The following is an 18,805-nucleotide window of genomic DNA, read 5'->3' as shown; positions in this document are numbered from 1 at the left end:
AGAATTTTGTATAGCCCTCAACCGGGGGAACCACAATCGGCAAGTCCTTTATATTATCAGCCACATCAGACTGCGTATGCACCACAGCCAGGTACGATGTATTATCAACCAGATCCGCCTGATATGTTTGGAAGTCCAATTGAAGAAGAAGAGTAAAACGTTTTAATGGATTCTTAGTGAAATATTAACAGTGTAAAAACCTCCGTTGTTACTCATGATAAGAAGGAGCTTTTCGAGAGAAAAGTTCATTCTAACAAGGGGGGTTTTTGGATTGAATAAAAAAGTGAAAGTAATTGCCGCTTCTTTGTTAGTTACCAGTGCGTTAGCAGCATGTGGTACACCTAATAATAATGCGATGGATGAGCGTAATGTGAATGATAATTACGAACGTACATCTTATTATGGTACAAATCCATATAGAGATAATGTAACGCGCACAGATCGATATACAGATTATGTAACGTATAGAAACGGAAATAGAATTACAGATCGTGTATATGAGCGTCGTAATGATGTAGGGTATAACTATTATCGAGATGTAAATTATCATGGTCAAATTGTAAACCCTCATCCAACTCGTAACATTACAATGAATAATTCATACATGAACAATGATGGAAAAACAGCTGAAAGAATTACGAATCGTGTTAAGCGTATGAATAATGTGGATCGAGTTTCTACTGTTGTATATGGAAATGATGTAGTAATCGCTGTGAAACCGCGTCATACAGTAACAAATGAAACGGCAATGGCAAATGAAATTCGTCGAGCTGTTGTCGATGATGTAAGAACTCGTAACGTGTACGTGACGGTTAGAAACGATATGTTTGATCGTGTAAATACAATGAATACACGTTTGCGAAATGGAACAGTTACGAATGAGTTAAATCGTGATATTACAGATTTATTCCGCGATATTCGAGCTAGTCTAACTGGTACGGTGCGATAACGAAAAAAGAGGGGGGCTTATGCCTTCCTCTCTATTTTAGGGTAGTAAGATTCAAAGTGAAGCAAGGAAGACCGGAGGAACTCTTAGCCCGTAACAGCTCGATTGGTGAGGACAGGGATAAAGCAAACCCCTGCTGATTAAAGTTTTATTTTATATATGCAATGTATATCTTTCATATTTAGCTTGTGTTTATGTTGTATTAATGTTATATTAACAAAGCGATGAGCTAATTTACGTAAGACGAGAGATATGCTTAAGTGCTAAACACGCGGATGTGGCCGCCTGGTCTCTCGCCGTAAAACGCATCAAGACGCCTGCTAATTTCAGGCGTCTTTTTTATTTTGAAAATAAATGAAATCATATCGATAATGCGGCCAAAAGATATGAATTTTCGATAAATAGGAACAAGTGCTGTTCAACCTTATATAAGGGCATTGGATAAAACTCTCATTTCCGGAGAAACTAGAATGGGAAGTTTTACTTTATTTTGCTCGGAAGAGGTGAACAGAAATGAAATTTATCATGATTGCAGTTCAAGTCTTGCTTGTTCTATTTTGTTTATCTTACGAATCGAATGTTAGAGCTGCAGTTACGACGCCAAATGTAACGGAAAAAGAACCTCAAGTGACAGTGTTACTAGAACGTATGTATTTGGACGGAGAAGTGAGTGAGGAAATTCTTACGGAAAAAGTAGCGAATTTAGAACAGCTTTTGCAGCGATATAAAGATTGGCAACTTGTAGATCGTGATGATGTACAAATTATATTGCAAAAGAAAATAGACGATATTTCACCTTTATTGAAGACGAGCGGTTATTTTGGAGTGTCAGATGAGGGGATATTACAAATTTTTAATGGTGTACCAAAAAACGATAATGCAATTCACTCGTTTTTTCAAATTGATATGAAAAAATTAAAAAGTTATGAACGGGCAAAGTTAAAGCGAGGCATTCGGATTAAATCAAAAGAACGTTTTGTGAAGACGATGGAGAAGATGAAGCAATATGCAAAAACAAACTAGCAACTCGAAATGAGTTGCTAGTTTGTTTTATTTATTTTTATCTAAAATTTGTTTTGCAATTTCATCAATTAACATATCTTTTCCAATTGGATTGAATGCTTTTGTGTTAAAGACTTCATTGCTTACTTCATAAACGTGATTATTTTTAACTGCTTTGTTATCTTTCCAAATAGCACTGTTTTTATAATCCTCGTAAACTTTATCTGCTTCGCCACCAAAGTTTACGATAAACATTTGATCAGGTTGGAATGCAACAAGTCCTTCTAATGATACTTGTGCCATTGTTTGTTTTAAATCTGTTCCTTTTGTTGCAGGAAGTTTTAAATCGTTAAAGAGAATATCTCCATATCCAAAATTGCCATACACACGGAAATTTTGTGGTGTTATAGCAAGGAACATAAAGTTTTCATCTTTTGTTTTCTCTTTAATTTGTTTAGATAAAGAAGCGGCTTTTTTATCGTAGTTGACAATCCACTGAGTTGCTTTTTTCTCTTCGTCAAATAATTTACCGACTTCTTTAAATTTATCGCGCCAGTTTTCTAAGTTTGTTTCTAAAACGACTGTTGGTGCAATCTTTGCTAGTTGGTCATAAATTTTTAATTGACGATTGTTTAAAATAATTAAATCTGGTTTTAAAGCAGTAACTGCTTCTAAATCAACTTTAGGAGCCCAATACCATCCAACTGCTTTTACACCTTTTAGTTTTTCTTGCAAATGACCTTGGATTTTATCCTTATATGTATTCGCCGTACCAACTGGTTTATGTCCAAGTAGTAATAGTTCTTCAGATGATCCAGATAAGTCAACGATTCTTTTTGGATTTACTGGAATTGTAGCCTCGCCTTTTGCGTGTTTCACAACTTTCGTTTTTTGCTCTGTCGCACGAGTTTCTTCTTTTTTAGAAGAACAGCCGACAGTGGCTAAGACAACAAAGATGAGAGTAAATAAAATAAATAGTTTATGCTTCATCGTCATGTAGCTCCTTTATTTAATATTGATAATCATTATCGACTATGTAATAGTAATTGCATGATAGCAATCTGTCAATATAAAAAAGAGAAATTTAAAATAGAGAACATTTGTTGGGGTAGTCTCGCTTTTCTATTGCTAAGTATGTTAAAATGGAATACATGATTTGAGAGGGAGAGATCGTATTTTGTTTGAGTATGTTACAGGTTATGTAGAGTACGTAGGACCGGAATATATCGTTCTTGACCATAATGGAATTGGCTACCAAATTTTTACGCCAAACCCATATGTATTCCAAAGAAGTAAGCAAGAAATTCGGGTATACACATATCACTATGTAAGAGAAGATATAATGGCACTTTACGGTTTTAAGACACGTGAAGAGCGTTTACTATTCACAAAACTTTTGGGTGTATCGGGAATTGGGCCAAAAGGTGCGCTTGCCATTTTAGCCTCAGGTCAAACAGGGCAGGTTGTACAAGCGATTGAGAACGAAGATGAGAGGTTTTTAGTGAAGTTTCCAGGTGTTGGAAAGAAAACGGCGCGTCAAATGATTTTAGATTTAAAAGGAAAATTAGCTGATGTTGTACCAGATGTATTCGTGGATTTATTCTCAGACGAAGAGCGCTTTGATGAGAAAAAAGGTTCATCAACTGAACTGGATGAGGCGCTTGAAGCGCTCCGTGCACTTGGTTATGCAGAACGCGAAATCAATCGCGTCTTGCCAGAGTTATTAAAAGAGTCATTGACGACGGATCAGTATATTAAAAAGGCGCTTAGTCTTTTACTAAATGGTAAGAGGTGAGTAGAATGGACGAACGTCTCCTGTCAGGGGAATCTGCATATGAAGATGCAGACTTAGAATATTCGTTGCGGCCACAGACACTCCGTCAATATATTGGCCAAGATAAGGCAAAACATAATTTAGAGGTATTTATTGAGGCTGCAAAAATGCGTGAGGAAACATTGGATCACGTCTTATTATATGGACCACCGGGACTTGGGAAAACAACGCTTGCTAATATTATCGCAAACGAAATGGGAGTTAATATTCGAACGACATCAGGTCCAGCAATTGAAAGGCCAGGAGATTTAGCAGCAGTGTTAACGGCTCTTCAGCCTGGTGATGTACTATTTATTGATGAGATTCATCGTTTGCATAGATCAATTGAGGAAGTTTTATATCCAGCAATGGAGGACTTTTGTCTTGATATTGTCATTGGTAAAGGGCCGACTGCACGGTCAGTAAGGCTTGACTTGCCACCTTTTACATTAGTAGGTGCAACAACGCGTGCGGGAGCACTATCAGCGCCGCTTCGTGATCGTTTTGGGGTATTATCAAGACTGGAGTATTATACAGTAGATCAATTATCAGCGATTGTAGAAAGAACAGCAGAAGTGTTTGAAGTGGAAATTGATTCTTTAGCTGCTTTAGAAATTGCAAGACGTGCTCGTGGTACACCGCGTATCGCGAACCGTCTTTTAAGACGCGTACGTGATTTCGCACAAGTAAGAGGCGATGGAACAATCGCAATGGAAATTACACAAATGGCATTAGAGCTCTTGCAAGTAGATAAATTAGGTCTGGATCACATTGACCATAAATTCCTACTTGGTATTATTGAAAAATTCCGCGGTGGTCCAGTTGGATTAGAGACAGTTTCAGCGACAATTGGTGAAGAATCTCATACAATTGAAGATGTATATGAGCCATATTTACTGCAAATTGGATTCTTACAGCGTACGCCACGAGGAAGAATTGTTACGCCACTTGCATACCAACATTTCGGAATGGAGATGCCAAAAATATGACAGATATGTCAAAACTTCTTATAACAGCTGGTATTCTTCTCATTGTGATTGGATTAGCTTGGAAGTTTATCGGAAGGCTTCCAGGCGATATTTTTGTGAAAAAGGGAAATGTTACCTTTTATTTTCCGATCATTACATGTATTGTGTTAAGTATTGTATTATCTTTTATTATGTATATAATAAATCGACTTAAATAGAAATAGGTGGATATAGTTATGGATATTAATCTGTTTGATTTTCATTTACCAGAAGAACTTATTGCGCAAACGCCGCTTGAAAAGCGTGAAACATCAAGGTTAATGGTGTTAGATCGTGAAACAGGTGATATCGAGCATAAGCATTTTAGCGATATTTTAGCGTATTTACATGAGGGAGATTGTTTAGTTTTAAATGAAACCAAAGTTATGCCTGCTCGTTTGCATGGTGTAAAAGAAGATACAGGTGCACATATTGAGGTGCTTCTTTTAAAACAAGAAGAGGGAGATACGTGGGAAACACTTGTAAAACCGGCGAAACGTGTGAAAGAAGGAACTGTTATTTCTTTTGGCGAAGGAAAACTAAAAGCAACATGTGTAGGAACTGCTGATCAAGGCGGTCGTCAGCTTGAATTCTCTTATGACGGTATTTTTTATGAGATTTTAGATGAACTGGGAGAAATGCCACTTCCCCCTTATATTAAAGAAACATTAGAAGACCGCGATCGTTACCAAACTGTATATGCGAAGGAAATTGGTTCTGCAGCAGCACCAACAGCGGGTCTGCATTTTACAGAAGAGTTGCTGGAGAAATTGCAACAAAAAGGTGTGAAATTAGCATTCATTACACTTCATGTTGGTCTTGGAACATTTAGACCAGTTTCGACTGATAAAATTGAAGATCATCATATGCATGCTGAGTATTATCATATGTCGCAGGAAACGGCTGACTTATTAAATGACGTGAAAGTAAATGGTGGCCGTATTATTACAGTTGGTACGACATCAACACGTACACTTGAAACAATTGCTACAGAGCATGATGGTAAACTTTGCGGTGCATCTGGATGGACGGATATCTTTATGTATCCAGGTTATGAATTTAAAGCAATTGATGGTTTAATTACAAATTTCCATTTACCAAAATCAACATTAATTATGCTTGTGAGTGCATTTGCAGGTAGAGAAAATGTACTTCATGCCTATAATGAAGCAGTGAAAGAAAAATACCGCTTCTTTAGTTTTGGTGATGCGATGTTCCTTGCATCTCATGCTAAAGAGAGAATGAAATAAAGAAGGAGTAAATGTATGACAGCAATTCGTTACGAATTTATTAAGAAATGTAAACAAACGGGCGCACGTTTAGGTCGTGTGCATACGCCACATGGATCTTTTGATACACCGACCTTTATGCCAGTTGGTACATTAGCAACAGTGAAAACAATGTCACCAGAAGAATTAAAAGCGATGGATTCTGGCATTATTTTAAGTAATACGTATCATCTATGGCTGCGTCCAGGTCATGAAATTGTACGTGAAGCAGGTGGACTGCATAAATTTATGAACTGGGATCGTGCTATTTTAACGGATTCTGGTGGATTCCAAGTATTTAGTTTAAGTGACTTCCGTCGTATTGAAGAAGAAGGTGTGTATTTCCGCAATCATTTAAATGGCGACAAGCTATTTTTATCGCCAGAAAAAGCGATGGAAATTCAAAATGCTTTAGGTTCAGATATTATGATGGCATTTGATGAATGCCCACCATTCCCGGCTACTTTTGAATATATGAAAAAGTCTGTAGAGCGTACAAGCCGTTGGGCAGAGCGTTGTTTAAACGCGCATCAGCGCCCGGAAGATCAAGGGTTATTCGGTATTGTACAGGGGGGGGAGTTTGAAGAGCTTCGTCGCCAAAGTGCTAAAGACCTTGTTTCAATGGACTTCCCTGGTTACGCTGTAGGTGGTTTATCAGTAGGGGAGCCGAAAGATATCATGAATCGTGTCCTTGAGTTTACAACACCGCTTCTTCCAGAAAATAAACCTCGTTATTTAATGGGAGTCGGTTCTCCTGATTCATTAATTGATGGTGCAATTCGCGGTATTGACATGTTTGACTGTGTACTGCCAACTCGCATTGCTCGAAATGGTACTTGTATGACAAGTCAAGGTCGTCTCGTTGTGAAAAATGCGAAATTTGCAAGAGACTTTGGTCCACTTGATCCAAATTGTGATTGTTACACATGTAAAAATTATTCTCGTGCATACATTCGTCACTTAATGAAATGTGATGAAACGTTCGGAATTCGTTTAACATCTTATCACAATCTGCATTTTCTGTTAAACTTAATGGAGCAGGTGAGACAAGCCATTCGTGAAGATCGTCTTGGCGATTTCCGCGAAGAGTTCTTTGAACAGTATGGCTTTAATAAACCGAATGCTAAAAACTTTTAATACATAATATTAAAGGAGGAACAAAAATGAGTCCTGGTATGATGAATATTGTCATGATTGTTGCGATGTTTGCGATTTTCTATTTCTTATTAATTCGCCCGCAACAAAAACGCCAAAAGGCAGTAGCTCAAATGCAAAGCGAGCTAAAAAAAGGTGATGCAATCGTAACAATCGGTGGTTTACACGGTACCATTGAGTCAGTAGACGATACGACAATTGTGATTAAATCTGGTGGTTCACACTTAACGTTTGATCGCAATGCAGTTCGTGAAGTTGTAAAGAAATAATCATGAAAAGTTTTGCACAGCTTGGAAAAGAGCCTATTTTATCCTAAATAGGCTCTTTTTTTTTGCTAAAGTTACAGATTTACTATTTATCCCGCTATTTTAGGCAGTTAGACGCCCATCTAGAAACAAGGAAGATAGGGGGGAGACTAACAGACTGATTGGTAAGGGCTCATAATTAGTGAGGATGAAGAAAGCTTTCACTGATTAAAGTTTTACTTTATGTTTAACGATGGTAAGGTGCTGGGAACTGTGGATGTCATTGTTTCTAAGGTACATAATGATAAGGATACATTATCTTTGCAACCCTTTTAATTTTGCATTGTTTATGTTTTTTTACTTATGAGAAGCGTATCTGTATATAATATAGGCGTTTTGTACAAGAAATGTTGTTACTTTTTCATTTGATGTGATGTATCATTTTCAGTCATTACTTTTCTAAAAAAGGTCGATAAATAGTTCGTGTCAACATGTTGCCAACCCAAATGACCTATTATTATATTATCTCGAATTTGAAGTAAATTAATTTTGTAGAAGATATAAACATATGTAGTGTTTAGCCTACAACCCTAATGTGTCACCTTGTTTGCCTAGATACATAGTTGAGAAAGGGTTTGTATTTTTGAAAATTCAGAATTATATGTAATAAAAAGCGATGGAAGAGCAATTCATGTTACCTGAACAATAGGAACCTTATAGAAAACAGGTTGAACGATTATTATTGTCATTTGAAGTAAGAGAATTAGACTGATTTTTCAACAGAAGGCGATTTGTACTTTTAATAAATTTTATATCGGTACAATTACAACCGTGACTTGAAAAGGTAAATGCTGATGAATCGTATATTTGGAGAATAGAGAGCAAGTTGACTATTCGGGAAGTAGGGGAGGCGGGTTCGTACGTTTCTAAATCGGCTATAAAAAGCTTGAATTGGGACAAAATAGAATCGATATGTTTTTGTTTATTTCATAACCGCTTGTAGAGGTTGTAACAAGCTTTTCCGAAATGGGAATTGTAATCTCAACTTTAGGTGAGAAGAAAGCAAGACTTCAATTCATTGCAATGATTATTAAAACCATCTTTATTATCACAACTCGTATTGTAGGATAAAAGGAGGACGATGGTATGTATCCAGATTTAAAAGGAAAAGTTGTTGTTATTACAGGTGCATCAAAAGGAATAGGAAAAGCGATGTCGATTCGCTTTGGAGAGGAAAAAGCGAAAGTTGTAGTGAATTATCGTTCGAATGAAGCGGAAGCACAAGAAATCGTAGAAAAAATACAAAAGGCAGGCGGAGAAGCTATCGCGGTAAAAGGAGATGTCACGGTAGAAGCAGATGTAATCAATCTAGTTCAGACAGCTGTGAAAGAGTTTGGTACACTAGATGTCATGATTAATAATGCTGGTATTGAAAATCCGGTAGATTCACATAAAATGTCATTAAGTGATTGGAATCGAGTTATCGAAACAAATTTAACAGGTACTTTTTTAGGAAGTCGAGAAGCAATTAAATATTTTGTTGAAAATGATATTAAAGGTAGCGTGATTAACATGTCTAGTGTTCATGAGAAAATTCCATGGCCATTATTTGTACATTATGCGGCAAGTAAAGGTGGTATGAAGTTAATGACTGAAACATTAGCGTTAGAATATGCACCAAAAGGAATTCGTGTAAACAATATTGGACCGGGCGCAATCAATACGCCAATTAATGCGGAAAAATTTGCGGACCCAGAAAAACGTGCAGATGTTGAAAGTATGATTCCAATGGGATACATCGGAAAGCCAGAAGAAATTGCGGCGGTAGCAGCATGGCTTGCTTCCTCGCAAGCAAGTTATGTAACAGGAATTACATTGTTTGCTGATGGCGGAATGACTTTATATCCATCATTCCAAGCTGGACGTGGCTAATTTTAAATCCATATAGGAAGCAAAAGAGAGGTTCTTAATTTTTTCCATAACAAGCCTGCGGAGAGGATTTCTTTTCTCTATGGGTTTTATGGAATTAGTAAAGAACAAGTAGTTTCTGATGAAAAAATTCAACAGGTAATTCAGCATGTTGTAAAGCATACACCGTCAGCTTTCAACGCTCAAAGTGCCATGTTGTTGTATTAGGAGAACAACATGATAATTTATGGGATATGACAAAAGAAACATTACGAAAAATTGTTCCTAAAAATAACTTTGGTTCAAATGAAGAAAAATGAATGCATGTAAAAGTGGTTATGGAACAGTTTTATTCTTTGAAGACAGCAAAGTAGTAGAAGGGCTTCAAGAACAATTTGCATCATATTAAAGAGAATTTCCCAAGATGATCTGAGCAATCATTAGGTATGTTACAATTTGTAATTTGGACACTATTAGAAATCGAAGGATTCGGTGCAACATTACAGCAATATAATCCATTAATTGATGATGAAGTGAAAAAAGAATGGAATGTCCCAGAAATCTGGGAAATCATTGCGTAAATGTCATTAGGTAAACCGGTAGCACCAGCTGGAGAAAAAGAATTCCCGGCATTAGAAAATCACATGAAATTTTACAAATAATCTAGTTGCATACGGAAGTTTTTTTTGTTAGACGGAATACGTTCTGGATAAAAGGCCCTGCAGACGCAGGGCTTTTCTTCGTTATGGTAATCCGTTATTTCCATGTATGATGAGCGCATATTTTTTGTTTTTATTTTTGCTTTGCCGTATTCACTCCTAAGATCCCTCCAAGTGTGCTAGCTCCTATTAAAGCAAGCTGGTAGAGAAGCTGAGAGTTAGATAAAGTTTGGGAGAAACCTAAGTAATGAACGAGAAATACGAGAATTGTAAAAGTAAATCCAGTTGTAACCCCGACTAGCCACCCTCTCCCTTGCGCTTTTTTGCCAGCAATAAAACCAGCAATGAGCATAGAAAGAAGAGCGAGTATAAAAATTGTAATTGCTAATGTTCCTTCGTTAATATTTGTGAACTTTAATAAAAGAGCGATTATCATGCTTGTTATAGAAGCAAGAATCAAGATTGTGATAATGCCAGCTCCGATGGCGATAGAGAACTTTTTTGATCCATCCATTGTGCATGCCCCCTTTTTAATACAAACATATTTCAAAATTTGATAAGTTAGACTAGTTTCTTGTACATAGAGAGCATTCTTGCTATATAAATAGTTTACGAAGGAAAGGGATTCTTCGTAATTCTTCTTTCCGAATGAGCTTAAAGATGAGCAGGAGAACGATGTAGATGAGTGTAGTTAATGTAATTTCCCATAATGTTTGTATGCCGAGTGATTGAGAAAATACAACATGGTTATGAAGATAAAATCCAAACGTACCTGCGGCTAGGATGGCAATTCCCCCATAAAGATAGTCTTTTAAATAAATGGTGAATGTAATTTTTTTTAAGACGGTCGCATAATGAAGAAATGTTACTGTAATAATATTAGCAGCAATAGCAAGTGCAACTCCCATCATTTGAAATTCTGGTCTTGAGGCGAGAATAAAGATAACAAGTAATTTTACAATCGCACCAACAAATGTATTCATCATCGCAGCTTTAGCTAAGTTTAAAGCTTGTAAAACGGATGTGAGCGGGCTTTGAAAGTAATGAAATAAAAAACAAGGTGCAAGTAGTCGTATAAATGCAGTGGCACTGTCAGAACCATACATAAGAGTTAATACGGGTGAAGCAAATACATAAAGAATAATGACAGACCAACCGCCTGTAATTAAAGAAATTCGCAATGCTTGTTGCAGGCGATATTCTACTAACTGATGTTGCCTTTTCGCCATCGCTTCGCTAATAGATGGTACGAGTGCTGTAGAAAGGGCGTATGTAATGAATGCAGGTAGCGATAGGAGGGGGAAGGCATAGCCATTTAAGATGCCGTATTGCTGTGTGGCGACGGAAGCGGCAACACCAGCAATTGCCAAACTTTGCATGACGACAATCGGCTCAAAAAAATAAGAAATCGATCCAATTAAGCGACTTCCTGTCGTTGGCAGTGCAATTTCCATAAGCGAATGAAACGTATGTTTACTCTCTTTCACAGTGTTTAGAAAACCGTTGCGTATGGAAATATGTTTTTCATGCTGGAATAATGTGAGTAGAAATAATAAAGAAGCAACCTCACCAAGGACAGCTGAGAGCATAGCACCTGCTGCTGCATATTCAACGCCATAAGGTAAAAATAGCCGAATGCAGATAGCGATAATTGTGATGCGAACCACTTGTTCTAGTACTTGTGCATAAGCACCTGGCTTCATATTTTGTTTTCCTTGGAAATACCCTCGCAACACAGATGAAACAGCAATGACAGGAACGACAGGTAAAATAGCCATTAACGGATAATAGGTTCTTTCATCAGTTAAAAGTGTTTCAGCTAAAATAGGTGTGAGCAGCATGATAGCAATCGTTAAAATAATGCTAATAACAGATGTGACTGCTAATGATACGGTTAAAATTCTTTTGACCTTTTGCCGGTCATTCATTGCCTCCGCTTCTGCAACGAATTTTGCAATAGCAACGGGAAGGCCGATTTGTGTTAAAACAATGGCTAAGATGAAAGTAGGGACAGCCATCATATAAAGACCGACACCTTCTTCCCCTAAAATGCGTGCCATTACAATACGGTTAATAAACCCAAGGATTTTTGTAATCAAGCCAGCTAGCATTAAAATAAATGCACCTCGTAAAAAGCTTTGTCTTGTCATGATCTTTTTCTCCTACCTTCTCAAAATCAATGGAATGATTTACAATAATTTATATGCACGTATGAGACAAGAATGACAAGCATTTAAGAAGAATAGAAAGAAATAAAATGATTAAATGCAGTTATTGCTGTCCATTAGAGCGGGATCTTAAGCGACTTTTCGTGCTGAGATAAGAAGGAGATGTGATGTAAATTGGAAAAAGAAGATATTGTAGAAGCTTACCGCGGACAGTTACAAGTCGTTTTACAAAGTAAGATAGAAGAGTTCCGAATGATCGGGTATGATCAAGTCACAATAGAAGATATTTGGAAGTACTTGAAATTTAAAAAATGGAAAAAGGTAGATAGCAATGTTAGATTATATGAATTAGTAAATGATATATTAACGCTAACTGCAAATGAGTATATGACGTATTTAACTGTGGAAGCATATCAAGCACCGCTTTCGTCATTTGAAGAGTATGAAAATAAATAACTGACTGCAATTGGTTTGTTCTTCCTTTTGCAGTATAATGATAGGTATTGATAAAGAGGAGTTTATTATTGTCTAAGATTTTATATAAAAGGAGGTAGGATATAGACACAATCATTGATATATGTAGGTGATATTATTCTTCAATCGAATGAAACGTTACCTAATATACTAGCGATGAGCTAGTCAAACATTGAAAAATTTACAGAAAGGAAGTCTACTAACTGGACAAATATATATGTGAATATTATTCCATATAAGATTACATTTCTTTATGATGTTAGTAGCAGAAAGAAGGTACATATGGCAAAGCGTAGTACAAGAATTGTCGCCTTTTTCCTCACTGTTTTATTAATCGGTGGGATTATTGGTGCGACAGGAAAAAACATAACAAAAGGCATTAGTCTTGGGTTAGACCTTCGCGGTGGTTTTGAAATCTTGTATCAAGTAAAACCAGCAAAGAAAGGGGATAAAATTGATCACGATGCACTTGTGAGTACAGTAGGTGCTTTGAATAACCGCGTCAATGTTCTTGGTGTAAGTGAGCCGAACATTCAAATCGAAGGAAAAGATCGAATTCGTGTTCAGCTTGCTGGTGTAAAAGATCAACAAAAAGCACGTGAAATTTTATCTACCCAAGCAAAGTTAACATTCCGTGATGTGAATGATAATCTTCTTATGGATGGGGCAGATTTAAAAGGCGGAGGAGCAAAGCAAACATTTGATGAACAAGGACGACCAAGCGTTGGACTTACATTAAAAAGTGCTGACAAATTCCGCGAAGTAACAGAAAAAATTTCTAAAATGCCACCACCAACAAACTTGATGGTAATTTGGCTTGACTTTGAAGAAGGTAAGGATTCTTATAAAGCGGAATCTACAAAACCAAATCCAAAATTTTTATCAGCAGCAACAGTAAATCAAGTATTTAATCAAACGGAAGTTTCTATTGTAGGTGGAAACTTTACAGTTGAAAGTGCAAAGCAGCTTTCATCTTTATTAAATGCAGGGGCACTTCCTGTTGATTTAAAAGAAATGTATTCAACATCTGTTGGGGCGAAATTTGGTCAACAAGCATTAGAAGAAACAATTTTTGCTAGTGTGATTGGCATAGCTCTTATTTTCTTATTCATGCTTGTATTCTATCGTTTACCAGGATTTATCGCAGTGATTATGCTAGGGCTGTATATTTTTATGACGCTTCTTGTCTTTAACTGGATGCATGCTGTTCTTACATTGCCAGGTATTGCGGCTTTAGTGCTCGGGGTTGGTATCGCTGTTGATGCGAATATTATTACGTACGAGAGATTGAAGGAAGAATTGCGAATTGGTAAATCCATGATGTCAGCATATCGCTCAGGTAACCATCGTTCCTTAGCGACAATTTTGGATGCAAATATTACAACCCTTGCAGCAGCCGGCGTGCTATTTGTATATGGTACAAGCTCTGTACAAGGGTTTGCAACAAGTTTGATTGTAAGTATTTTTGTTGGTTTTATTACGAACGTATTCGGTACTCGTTTCTTACTAGGATTACTTGTGAAGAGCCGTTATTTTGATAAAAAACCAGCTTACTTTGGTGTGAAACAAAAAGAAATTATTCCATTGTCAAAAGGCGTTGAGCATGCACCAACAAAATTTGACCGCATTAACTTTGTAAGTATCGGTCACAAATTTTTATTATTCTCAATTGTAGTTGTTATTGCAGGAGCAATTATACTACCAATTTTCAAACTGAACTTAGGTATTGACTTTGCAAGTGGTACACGTATGGACTTGCAATCAAAACAAACAATTAGTGTTTCTCAAGTTTATAAGGATTTACATGAATTGAAAATTGATGTGAAAGAAGAAGATATTGTACCAACAGGTGATGACAATAAAGGATTCGCTGTTCGTACAATTGGTGTTTTATCAAAAGAGGAAATCGCAAAAGCGAAAACATTCTTCCATGATAAATATGGTACAGAACCAAATGTAAGCACAGTTTCGCCAACAATCGGGAAGGAAATTGCACAAAATGCCTTCATCGCAGTTCTGATTGCTTCAGCGGTTATCATACTATATGTAAGCATTCGTTTCCGATTTACATATGCGGTATCTGCTGTCGCTGCATTACTCCATGATGCATTTGTAATGATTGTGGTGTTTAGTATTTTCCGTTTGGAAGTAGATTTAACATTTATTGCAGCTGTCTTAACCATTATTGGTTATTCTATCAATGACTCGATTGTTACATTTGACAGAAACCGTGAGTTATACAAACAGAAAAAACGTATTCGCGATTCAAAAGATCTAGAAGAAATTGTAAACGCGAGTATTCGTCAAACAATTGGTCGTTCTATTAATACAGTATTAACTGTGCTATTCCCTGTGATTGCACTGATGATTTTCGGTAGTGAATCGTTACGAAACTTCTCGTTTGCATTAATGATAGGATTAGTTGTAGGTACGTATTCTTCTGTTTTCGTTGCATCCCAAATTTGGCTTATGCTTGAAAAGCGCCGTTTGAAAAAAGGAAAGAAAAAGATAGTAGCAGAAGAATCTAAACCACAAGTTTAAAATGAGAAAAATAAAAGATGATGTCTCTTTCGAGGCATCTCTTTTTTCGTCTATGGATACAATAAAGAGATATTTCCTTTTATGTACCTAGCTAAAGGAAGTAGAACCAATTGGGGTCTGAAGAGAAGCTTTCTTCTTTAGGTTAGGAAACTGTTGGAATAGGATTAAGTGATGCTCTTTCTTATGAAAGTAGTAATGGATAAACGAGAAGGGAGTGATACTATTGTTAGCATTTTTGCTACAATGAAAAGGTATTTTTGAGAAAAGAAGGGACTTCAGTTATGGAAAAAGATGAACGTTTTAAACAGGCGGAGTTTGGAGCTATTGTCGGAATCGTTGGGAATATTGTGCTAGCGATTGTGAAAGCAGTAATCGGCTATATGGGAAATAGTAAAGCGCTTTTAGCAGATGCAGTTCATTCAGCATCGGATGTAGTTGGTTCGTTGGCTGTCTTTTTTGGGCTGCGTGCAGCTAAGCAACCGCCTGATGAAGATCATCCTTATGGTCATGGGAAAGCGGAATCGATCTCAGCGATTATTGTTGCCGTTTTATTATTTATTGTTGGAATTGAAATTGCTATATCTTCGATTAAAGCTTTTACTGAGGAACTTGATCCGCCGAAAGGGATTGCCATTTTTGCTGTTATCCTTTCTATTGTTGTTAAGGAAGGGATGTTTCAATATAAGTATCGGTTAGGGAAACGGGTAAATAGTGATGCAATTATTGCAAATGCATATGAACACCGTTCAGATGTGTTTTCTTCAATTACAGCTTTAATCGGAATTTGTGCAGCAATTATTGGAAATCAAATAGATGCTAGTTGGCTTGTGTATGCTGATCCTGTTGCAGGGCTATTTGTCTCATTATTTGTTGTAAAGATGGCATGGGATATTGGTGGAGAGGCGATTCATACGACACTTGATCATGTTCTGCATGAAGAACATGTCATTCCATTAAGGGAAGCAGTTCTTCAAATAGAAGGCGTGAAGAAAATAGGTTCTCTATATGCGCGTGAGCATGGACATTATGTAATTGTTGATATTAAAGTGTCTGTTGACCCATATATTACAGTGGAAGAAGGGCATCGTATTGGGAAATGTGTAAAAGAAGTATTAATGAAGCAAGATAATGTCCAAAATGTGTTTGTTCATATTAATCCGTATTCGCCAGATTAATACGAATGTTGTGGAATGGTGAATGATATTGTCACCCCTTAATCTGTCTTGTATAATGAACAGGTTAAGGGGTGATTTCGTGTTACAACCGAAAACGCGTTGGAAAGAAAAAACATATAATGAAGAACTGGTGAGGGAATTAGCAAGTAAATTGCAATTATCACCACTTGTTGTTTCTTTATTCCTCGGTAGAGGTTTAGATACAGAAGATAAGATTATGGATTTTTTTAATACAGCAGAGCAAGAATTTCATGATCCATTTTTATTAGAAGGCATGGATCGGACAGTAGAGCGTGTGAAACAGGCGATCCAAAATGGAGAGCAGATTTTAATATTTGGTGACTATGATGCAGACGGAGTCAGTAGTACGACCGTACTATTTTTAGCGCTTCAAGAATTAGGAGCAGATGTGGAATTTTATATTCCAAACCGTTTTACGGAAGGATATGGACCAAATGAAGAGGCGTTTCGTTGGGCGCACCAAGCCGGTTTTTCTTTAATTATTACGGTTGATACAGGAATAGCAGCAGTACATGAGGCGCAAGTGGCAAAAGAGCTTGGAATTGATTTAATTATTACAGATCATCATGAGCCACCGCCAGAACTGCCAGAAGCACTTGCGATTATTCATCCGAAGCTTGAGGGTGGTGTATATCCGTTTCACTATTTAGCAGGGGTTGGTGTTGCTTTTAAAGTAGCGCATGCGTTGCTAGGGCGTGTTCCGGAGCATTTGCTAGAAATTGCTGTTATTGGTACAGTAGCTGACTTAGTATCACTTCATGGTGAGAATAGATTAATTGTACAGCGCGGATTAAAACATATGAGAATGACAAAAAACATCGGCTTAAAAGCACTTTTTAAAGTGGCGAATGTCTCGCAAAGTGAAATTACAGAAGAAAGTATTGGTTTTTTGTTGGCGCCTCGTATTAATGCGGTTGGACGTTTAGAAGATGCTGCTCCGGCAGTTCATCTTCTGCTATCAGAAGATCCAGAAGAAGCAAAAGAGCTGGCAGAAGAAATTGATGAATTAAACAAACTACGAAAAGATATTGTGAAACAAATTACCGAGGAAGCAATTATTGAGGTGGAATGTAAATATCCACCAGAGGAGAATAAAGTGCTTGTTCTTGCGAAAGAAGGCTGGAACCCGGGGGTAATTGGAATTGTTGCTTCTAAATTGGTAGAACGTTTTTATCGTCCGACGATTGTGTTAAGTATTGATTCTGAGAAACAAATTGCCAAGGGATCTGCGCGCAGTATTGAAGGGTTTGATTTGTTTGCTAATTTATCGGATTGTAGAGATTTATTACCTCATTTTGGAGGTCATCCAATGGCAGCAGGGATGACGCTTCATATGAATGATGTAGATGAACTGAGACGCCGTTTGAATGAACAAGCGAATGCAGTCTTAGTAGAGGAAGATTTTATTCCGATTACAACTATAGATGCCGTTTGTAAAGTAGAGGATGTCACTCTTTCAGCAATTGAAGATATGCAGAAGTTGGCACCATTTGGTGTTGGAAATCCAAAACCATGTATCGCAGTGAAAGATGCTGATTTAGAAAGTATTCGCGCAATCGGATCAGATGGCTCTCATTTAAAAATGGCTCTTCGGGATGGACAAGCTACGCTAGATACAATTGGTTTTGGATTTGGTGCCTATGCAAAAGAGATTTCTCCAGTTGCGAAAGTTTCTGTTGTAGGAGAAGTATCTATTAACGAATGGAATAATTTTAAGAAACCGCAGTTAATGGTGCAAGATATCGCAGTAGAAGCGTGGCAACTATTTGATTGGCGCAGCATGCGTAATGTAGAAGTGAATTTAGCAGAACTTCCAAAAGAAAAAATAATTATAGTGTATTTTTCTGAAGATGTATTGAATAAATTTTCTTTAGAAGGTTATAAAGAGCAACTTGTGCATGCATCAGCAGTCACTCGTTTAGATGGTGAGTATGTTGTTTTACTTGACTTACCAAAAGGGATAGAAGAGTTGCGAAATATATTTCAAGTTGGCTTCCCGGCTCGTATTTATACGTTATTTTATCAAGAAAATAATCATTTGTTTAGCACAGTTCCAACGAGAGAACACTTTAAATGGTATTACTCTTTCTTACATCAAAAAGCCCCATTTTCTTTAAGGCAATATGGCGAGCAACTATGCCGTCATAAAGGGTGGTCAAAAGATACAGTAAATTTCATGACACAGGTGTTTTTTGAGTTAGAATTTGTTACAATAAAAGACGGTGTCATTTTTATGGCCGAACAAATTCAAAAGCGTGATTTAACTGAATCGAACACATATCGTGAGAAAATGAACCATTTACAACTTGAAAAAGAATTAGTATATAGCACATATCAACAGCTGTACACATGGTTTGAAACGATTCGTAATCATAAAGAAATAGAACAGTTAAGATAAGGGGTTTGCTATTTACAAGCCTTTC

General features: G+C 36.9%; 16 protein-coding genes and 2 pseudogenes. 15 read left to right on the top strand and 3 right to left on the bottom strand.

Annotated elements, in window-relative coordinates; genetic code table 11:
• Positions 1–271 precede the first annotated feature (271 nt).
• Positions 272–949 (top strand): YhcN/YlaJ family sporulation lipoprotein, encoded by a 678-nt coding sequence (locus tag BCER98_RS15850; protein ID WP_012095601.1) that lies wholly within the window; start codon positions 272–274, stop codon positions 947–949.
• Between the two features lie 510 nt (positions 950–1,459).
• Complete coding sequence (locus tag BCER98_RS15845; protein ID WP_012095600.1) at positions 1,460–1,969, top strand: BofC C-terminal domain-containing protein; 510 nt, start codon at positions 1,460–1,462, stop codon at positions 1,967–1,969.
• 27 nt (positions 1,970–1,996) lie between these two features.
• Here the strand turns inward: BCER98_RS15845 and BCER98_RS15840 are convergent, their stop codons facing one another.
• Positions 1,997–2,938 (bottom strand): iron-hydroxamate ABC transporter substrate-binding protein, encoded by a 942-nt coding sequence (locus tag BCER98_RS15840; protein ID WP_041810044.1) that lies wholly within the window; start codon positions 2,936–2,938, stop codon positions 1,997–1,999.
• A 187-nt stretch (positions 2,939–3,125) separates the two neighbouring features.
• On the opposite strand from BCER98_RS15840, the gene ruvA reads away from it, so the two are divergent.
• From ruvA to BCER98_RS15800, 9 genes and pseudogenes are all read left to right on the top strand, one after another.
• A complete protein-coding gene (gene ruvA / locus BCER98_RS15835; RefSeq protein WP_012095598.1) occupies positions 3,126–3,743 on the top strand; it encodes a Holliday junction DNA helicase RuvA in 618 nt (205 codons plus the stop codon).
• Positions 3,744–3,748: 5 nt separating this feature from the next.
• The gene (gene ruvB / locus BCER98_RS15830; protein WP_012095597.1) at positions 3,749–4,750 is read left to right on the top strand and encodes a Holliday junction branch migration DNA helicase RuvB; all 1,002 of its coding nucleotides are present in this window, start codon (positions 3,749–3,751) and stop codon (positions 4,748–4,750) included.
• Entirely contained in the window at positions 4,747–4,947 is a 201-nt protein-coding gene (locus BCER98_RS15825) for a DUF2905 domain-containing protein (RefSeq protein WP_012095596.1), read from the top strand. Before ruvB ends, BCER98_RS15825 begins: the two co-directional genes overlap by 4 nt.
• An 18-nt stretch (positions 4,948–4,965) precedes the next feature.
• Entirely contained in the window at positions 4,966–6,018 is a 1,053-nt protein-coding gene (gene queA, locus BCER98_RS15820; RefSeq protein ID WP_012095595.1) for a tRNA preQ1(34) S-adenosylmethionine ribosyltransferase-isomerase QueA, read from the top strand.
• A 15-nt stretch (positions 6,019–6,033) separates the two neighbouring features.
• Positions 6,034–7,173 carry a tRNA guanosine(34) transglycosylase Tgt gene (tgt, locus tag BCER98_RS15815; RefSeq protein ID WP_012095594.1) on the top strand — a complete coding sequence of 380 codons (1,140 nt, stop codon included), beginning with the start codon at positions 6,034–6,036 and terminating at the stop codon, positions 7,171–7,173.
• A gap of 26 nt (positions 7,174–7,199) precedes the next feature.
• Entirely contained in the window at positions 7,200–7,460 is a 261-nt protein-coding gene (yajC, locus tag BCER98_RS15810) for a preprotein translocase subunit YajC (protein ID WP_012095593.1), read from the top strand.
• Between the two features lie 945 nt (positions 7,461–8,405).
• Positions 8,406–8,567: pseudogene (locus BCER98_RS23510) on the top strand (glucose transporter GlcU); the annotation flags it as partial.
• Positions 8,568–8,582: 15 nt separating this feature from the next.
• Complete coding sequence (gene gdh, locus BCER98_RS15805) at positions 8,583–9,368, top strand: glucose 1-dehydrogenase (protein ID WP_012095592.1); 786 nt, start codon at positions 8,583–8,585, stop codon at positions 9,366–9,368.
• A 66-nt stretch (positions 9,369–9,434) separates the two neighbouring features.
• A pseudogene (locus BCER98_RS15800) lies at positions 9,435–10,006 on the top strand (nitroreductase family protein).
• A 130-nt stretch (positions 10,007–10,136) separates the two neighbouring features.
• On the opposite strand, the gene BCER98_RS15795 reads toward BCER98_RS15800, so the two are convergent.
• Together BCER98_RS15795 and spoVB are read right to left on the bottom strand one after the other, a co-directional pair.
• The gene (locus BCER98_RS15795; RefSeq protein WP_012095591.1) at positions 10,137–10,517 is read right to left on the bottom strand and encodes a TIGR04086 family membrane protein; all 381 of its coding nucleotides are present in this window, start codon (positions 10,515–10,517) and stop codon (positions 10,137–10,139) included.
• An 82-nt stretch (positions 10,518–10,599) separates the two neighbouring features.
• A complete protein-coding gene (gene spoVB / locus BCER98_RS15790) occupies positions 10,600–12,153 on the bottom strand; it encodes a stage V sporulation protein B (protein ID WP_012095590.1) in 1,554 nt (517 codons plus the stop codon).
• Between the two features lie 192 nt (positions 12,154–12,345).
• On the opposite strand from spoVB, the gene BCER98_RS15785 reads away from it, so the two are divergent.
• From BCER98_RS15785 to recJ, 4 genes are all read left to right on the top strand, one after another.
• Positions 12,346–12,627 (top strand): post-transcriptional regulator, encoded by a 282-nt coding sequence (locus BCER98_RS15785; RefSeq protein ID WP_012095589.1) that lies wholly within the window; start codon positions 12,346–12,348, stop codon positions 12,625–12,627.
• Positions 12,628–12,927: 300 nt separating this feature from the next.
• Positions 12,928–15,186: a protein translocase subunit SecDF gene (secDF, locus tag BCER98_RS15780; RefSeq protein ID WP_012095588.1), complete on the top strand. Its 2,259-nt coding sequence runs from the start codon at positions 12,928–12,930 to the stop codon at positions 15,184–15,186.
• A gap of 281 nt (positions 15,187–15,467) precedes the next feature.
• A complete protein-coding gene (locus tag BCER98_RS15775; protein ID WP_012095587.1) occupies positions 15,468–16,361 on the top strand; it encodes a cation diffusion facilitator family transporter in 894 nt (297 codons plus the stop codon).
• A gap of 79 nt (positions 16,362–16,440) precedes the next feature.
• The gene (recJ, locus tag BCER98_RS15770) at positions 16,441–18,780 is read left to right on the top strand and encodes a single-stranded-DNA-specific exonuclease RecJ (RefSeq protein WP_012095586.1); all 2,340 of its coding nucleotides are present in this window, start codon (positions 16,441–16,443) and stop codon (positions 18,778–18,780) included.
• Positions 18,781–18,805 lie beyond the last annotated feature (25 nt).

The organism is Bacillus cytotoxicus NVH 391-98 (assembly GCF_000017425.1).
GTDB classification, from domain to species: Bacteria; Bacillota; Bacilli; order Bacillales; family Bacillaceae_G; genus Bacillus_A; species Bacillus_A cytotoxicus.
Note: the sequence above shows the minus strand (reverse complement) of the source record. Positions and strands in the feature narration are given on the sequence as shown.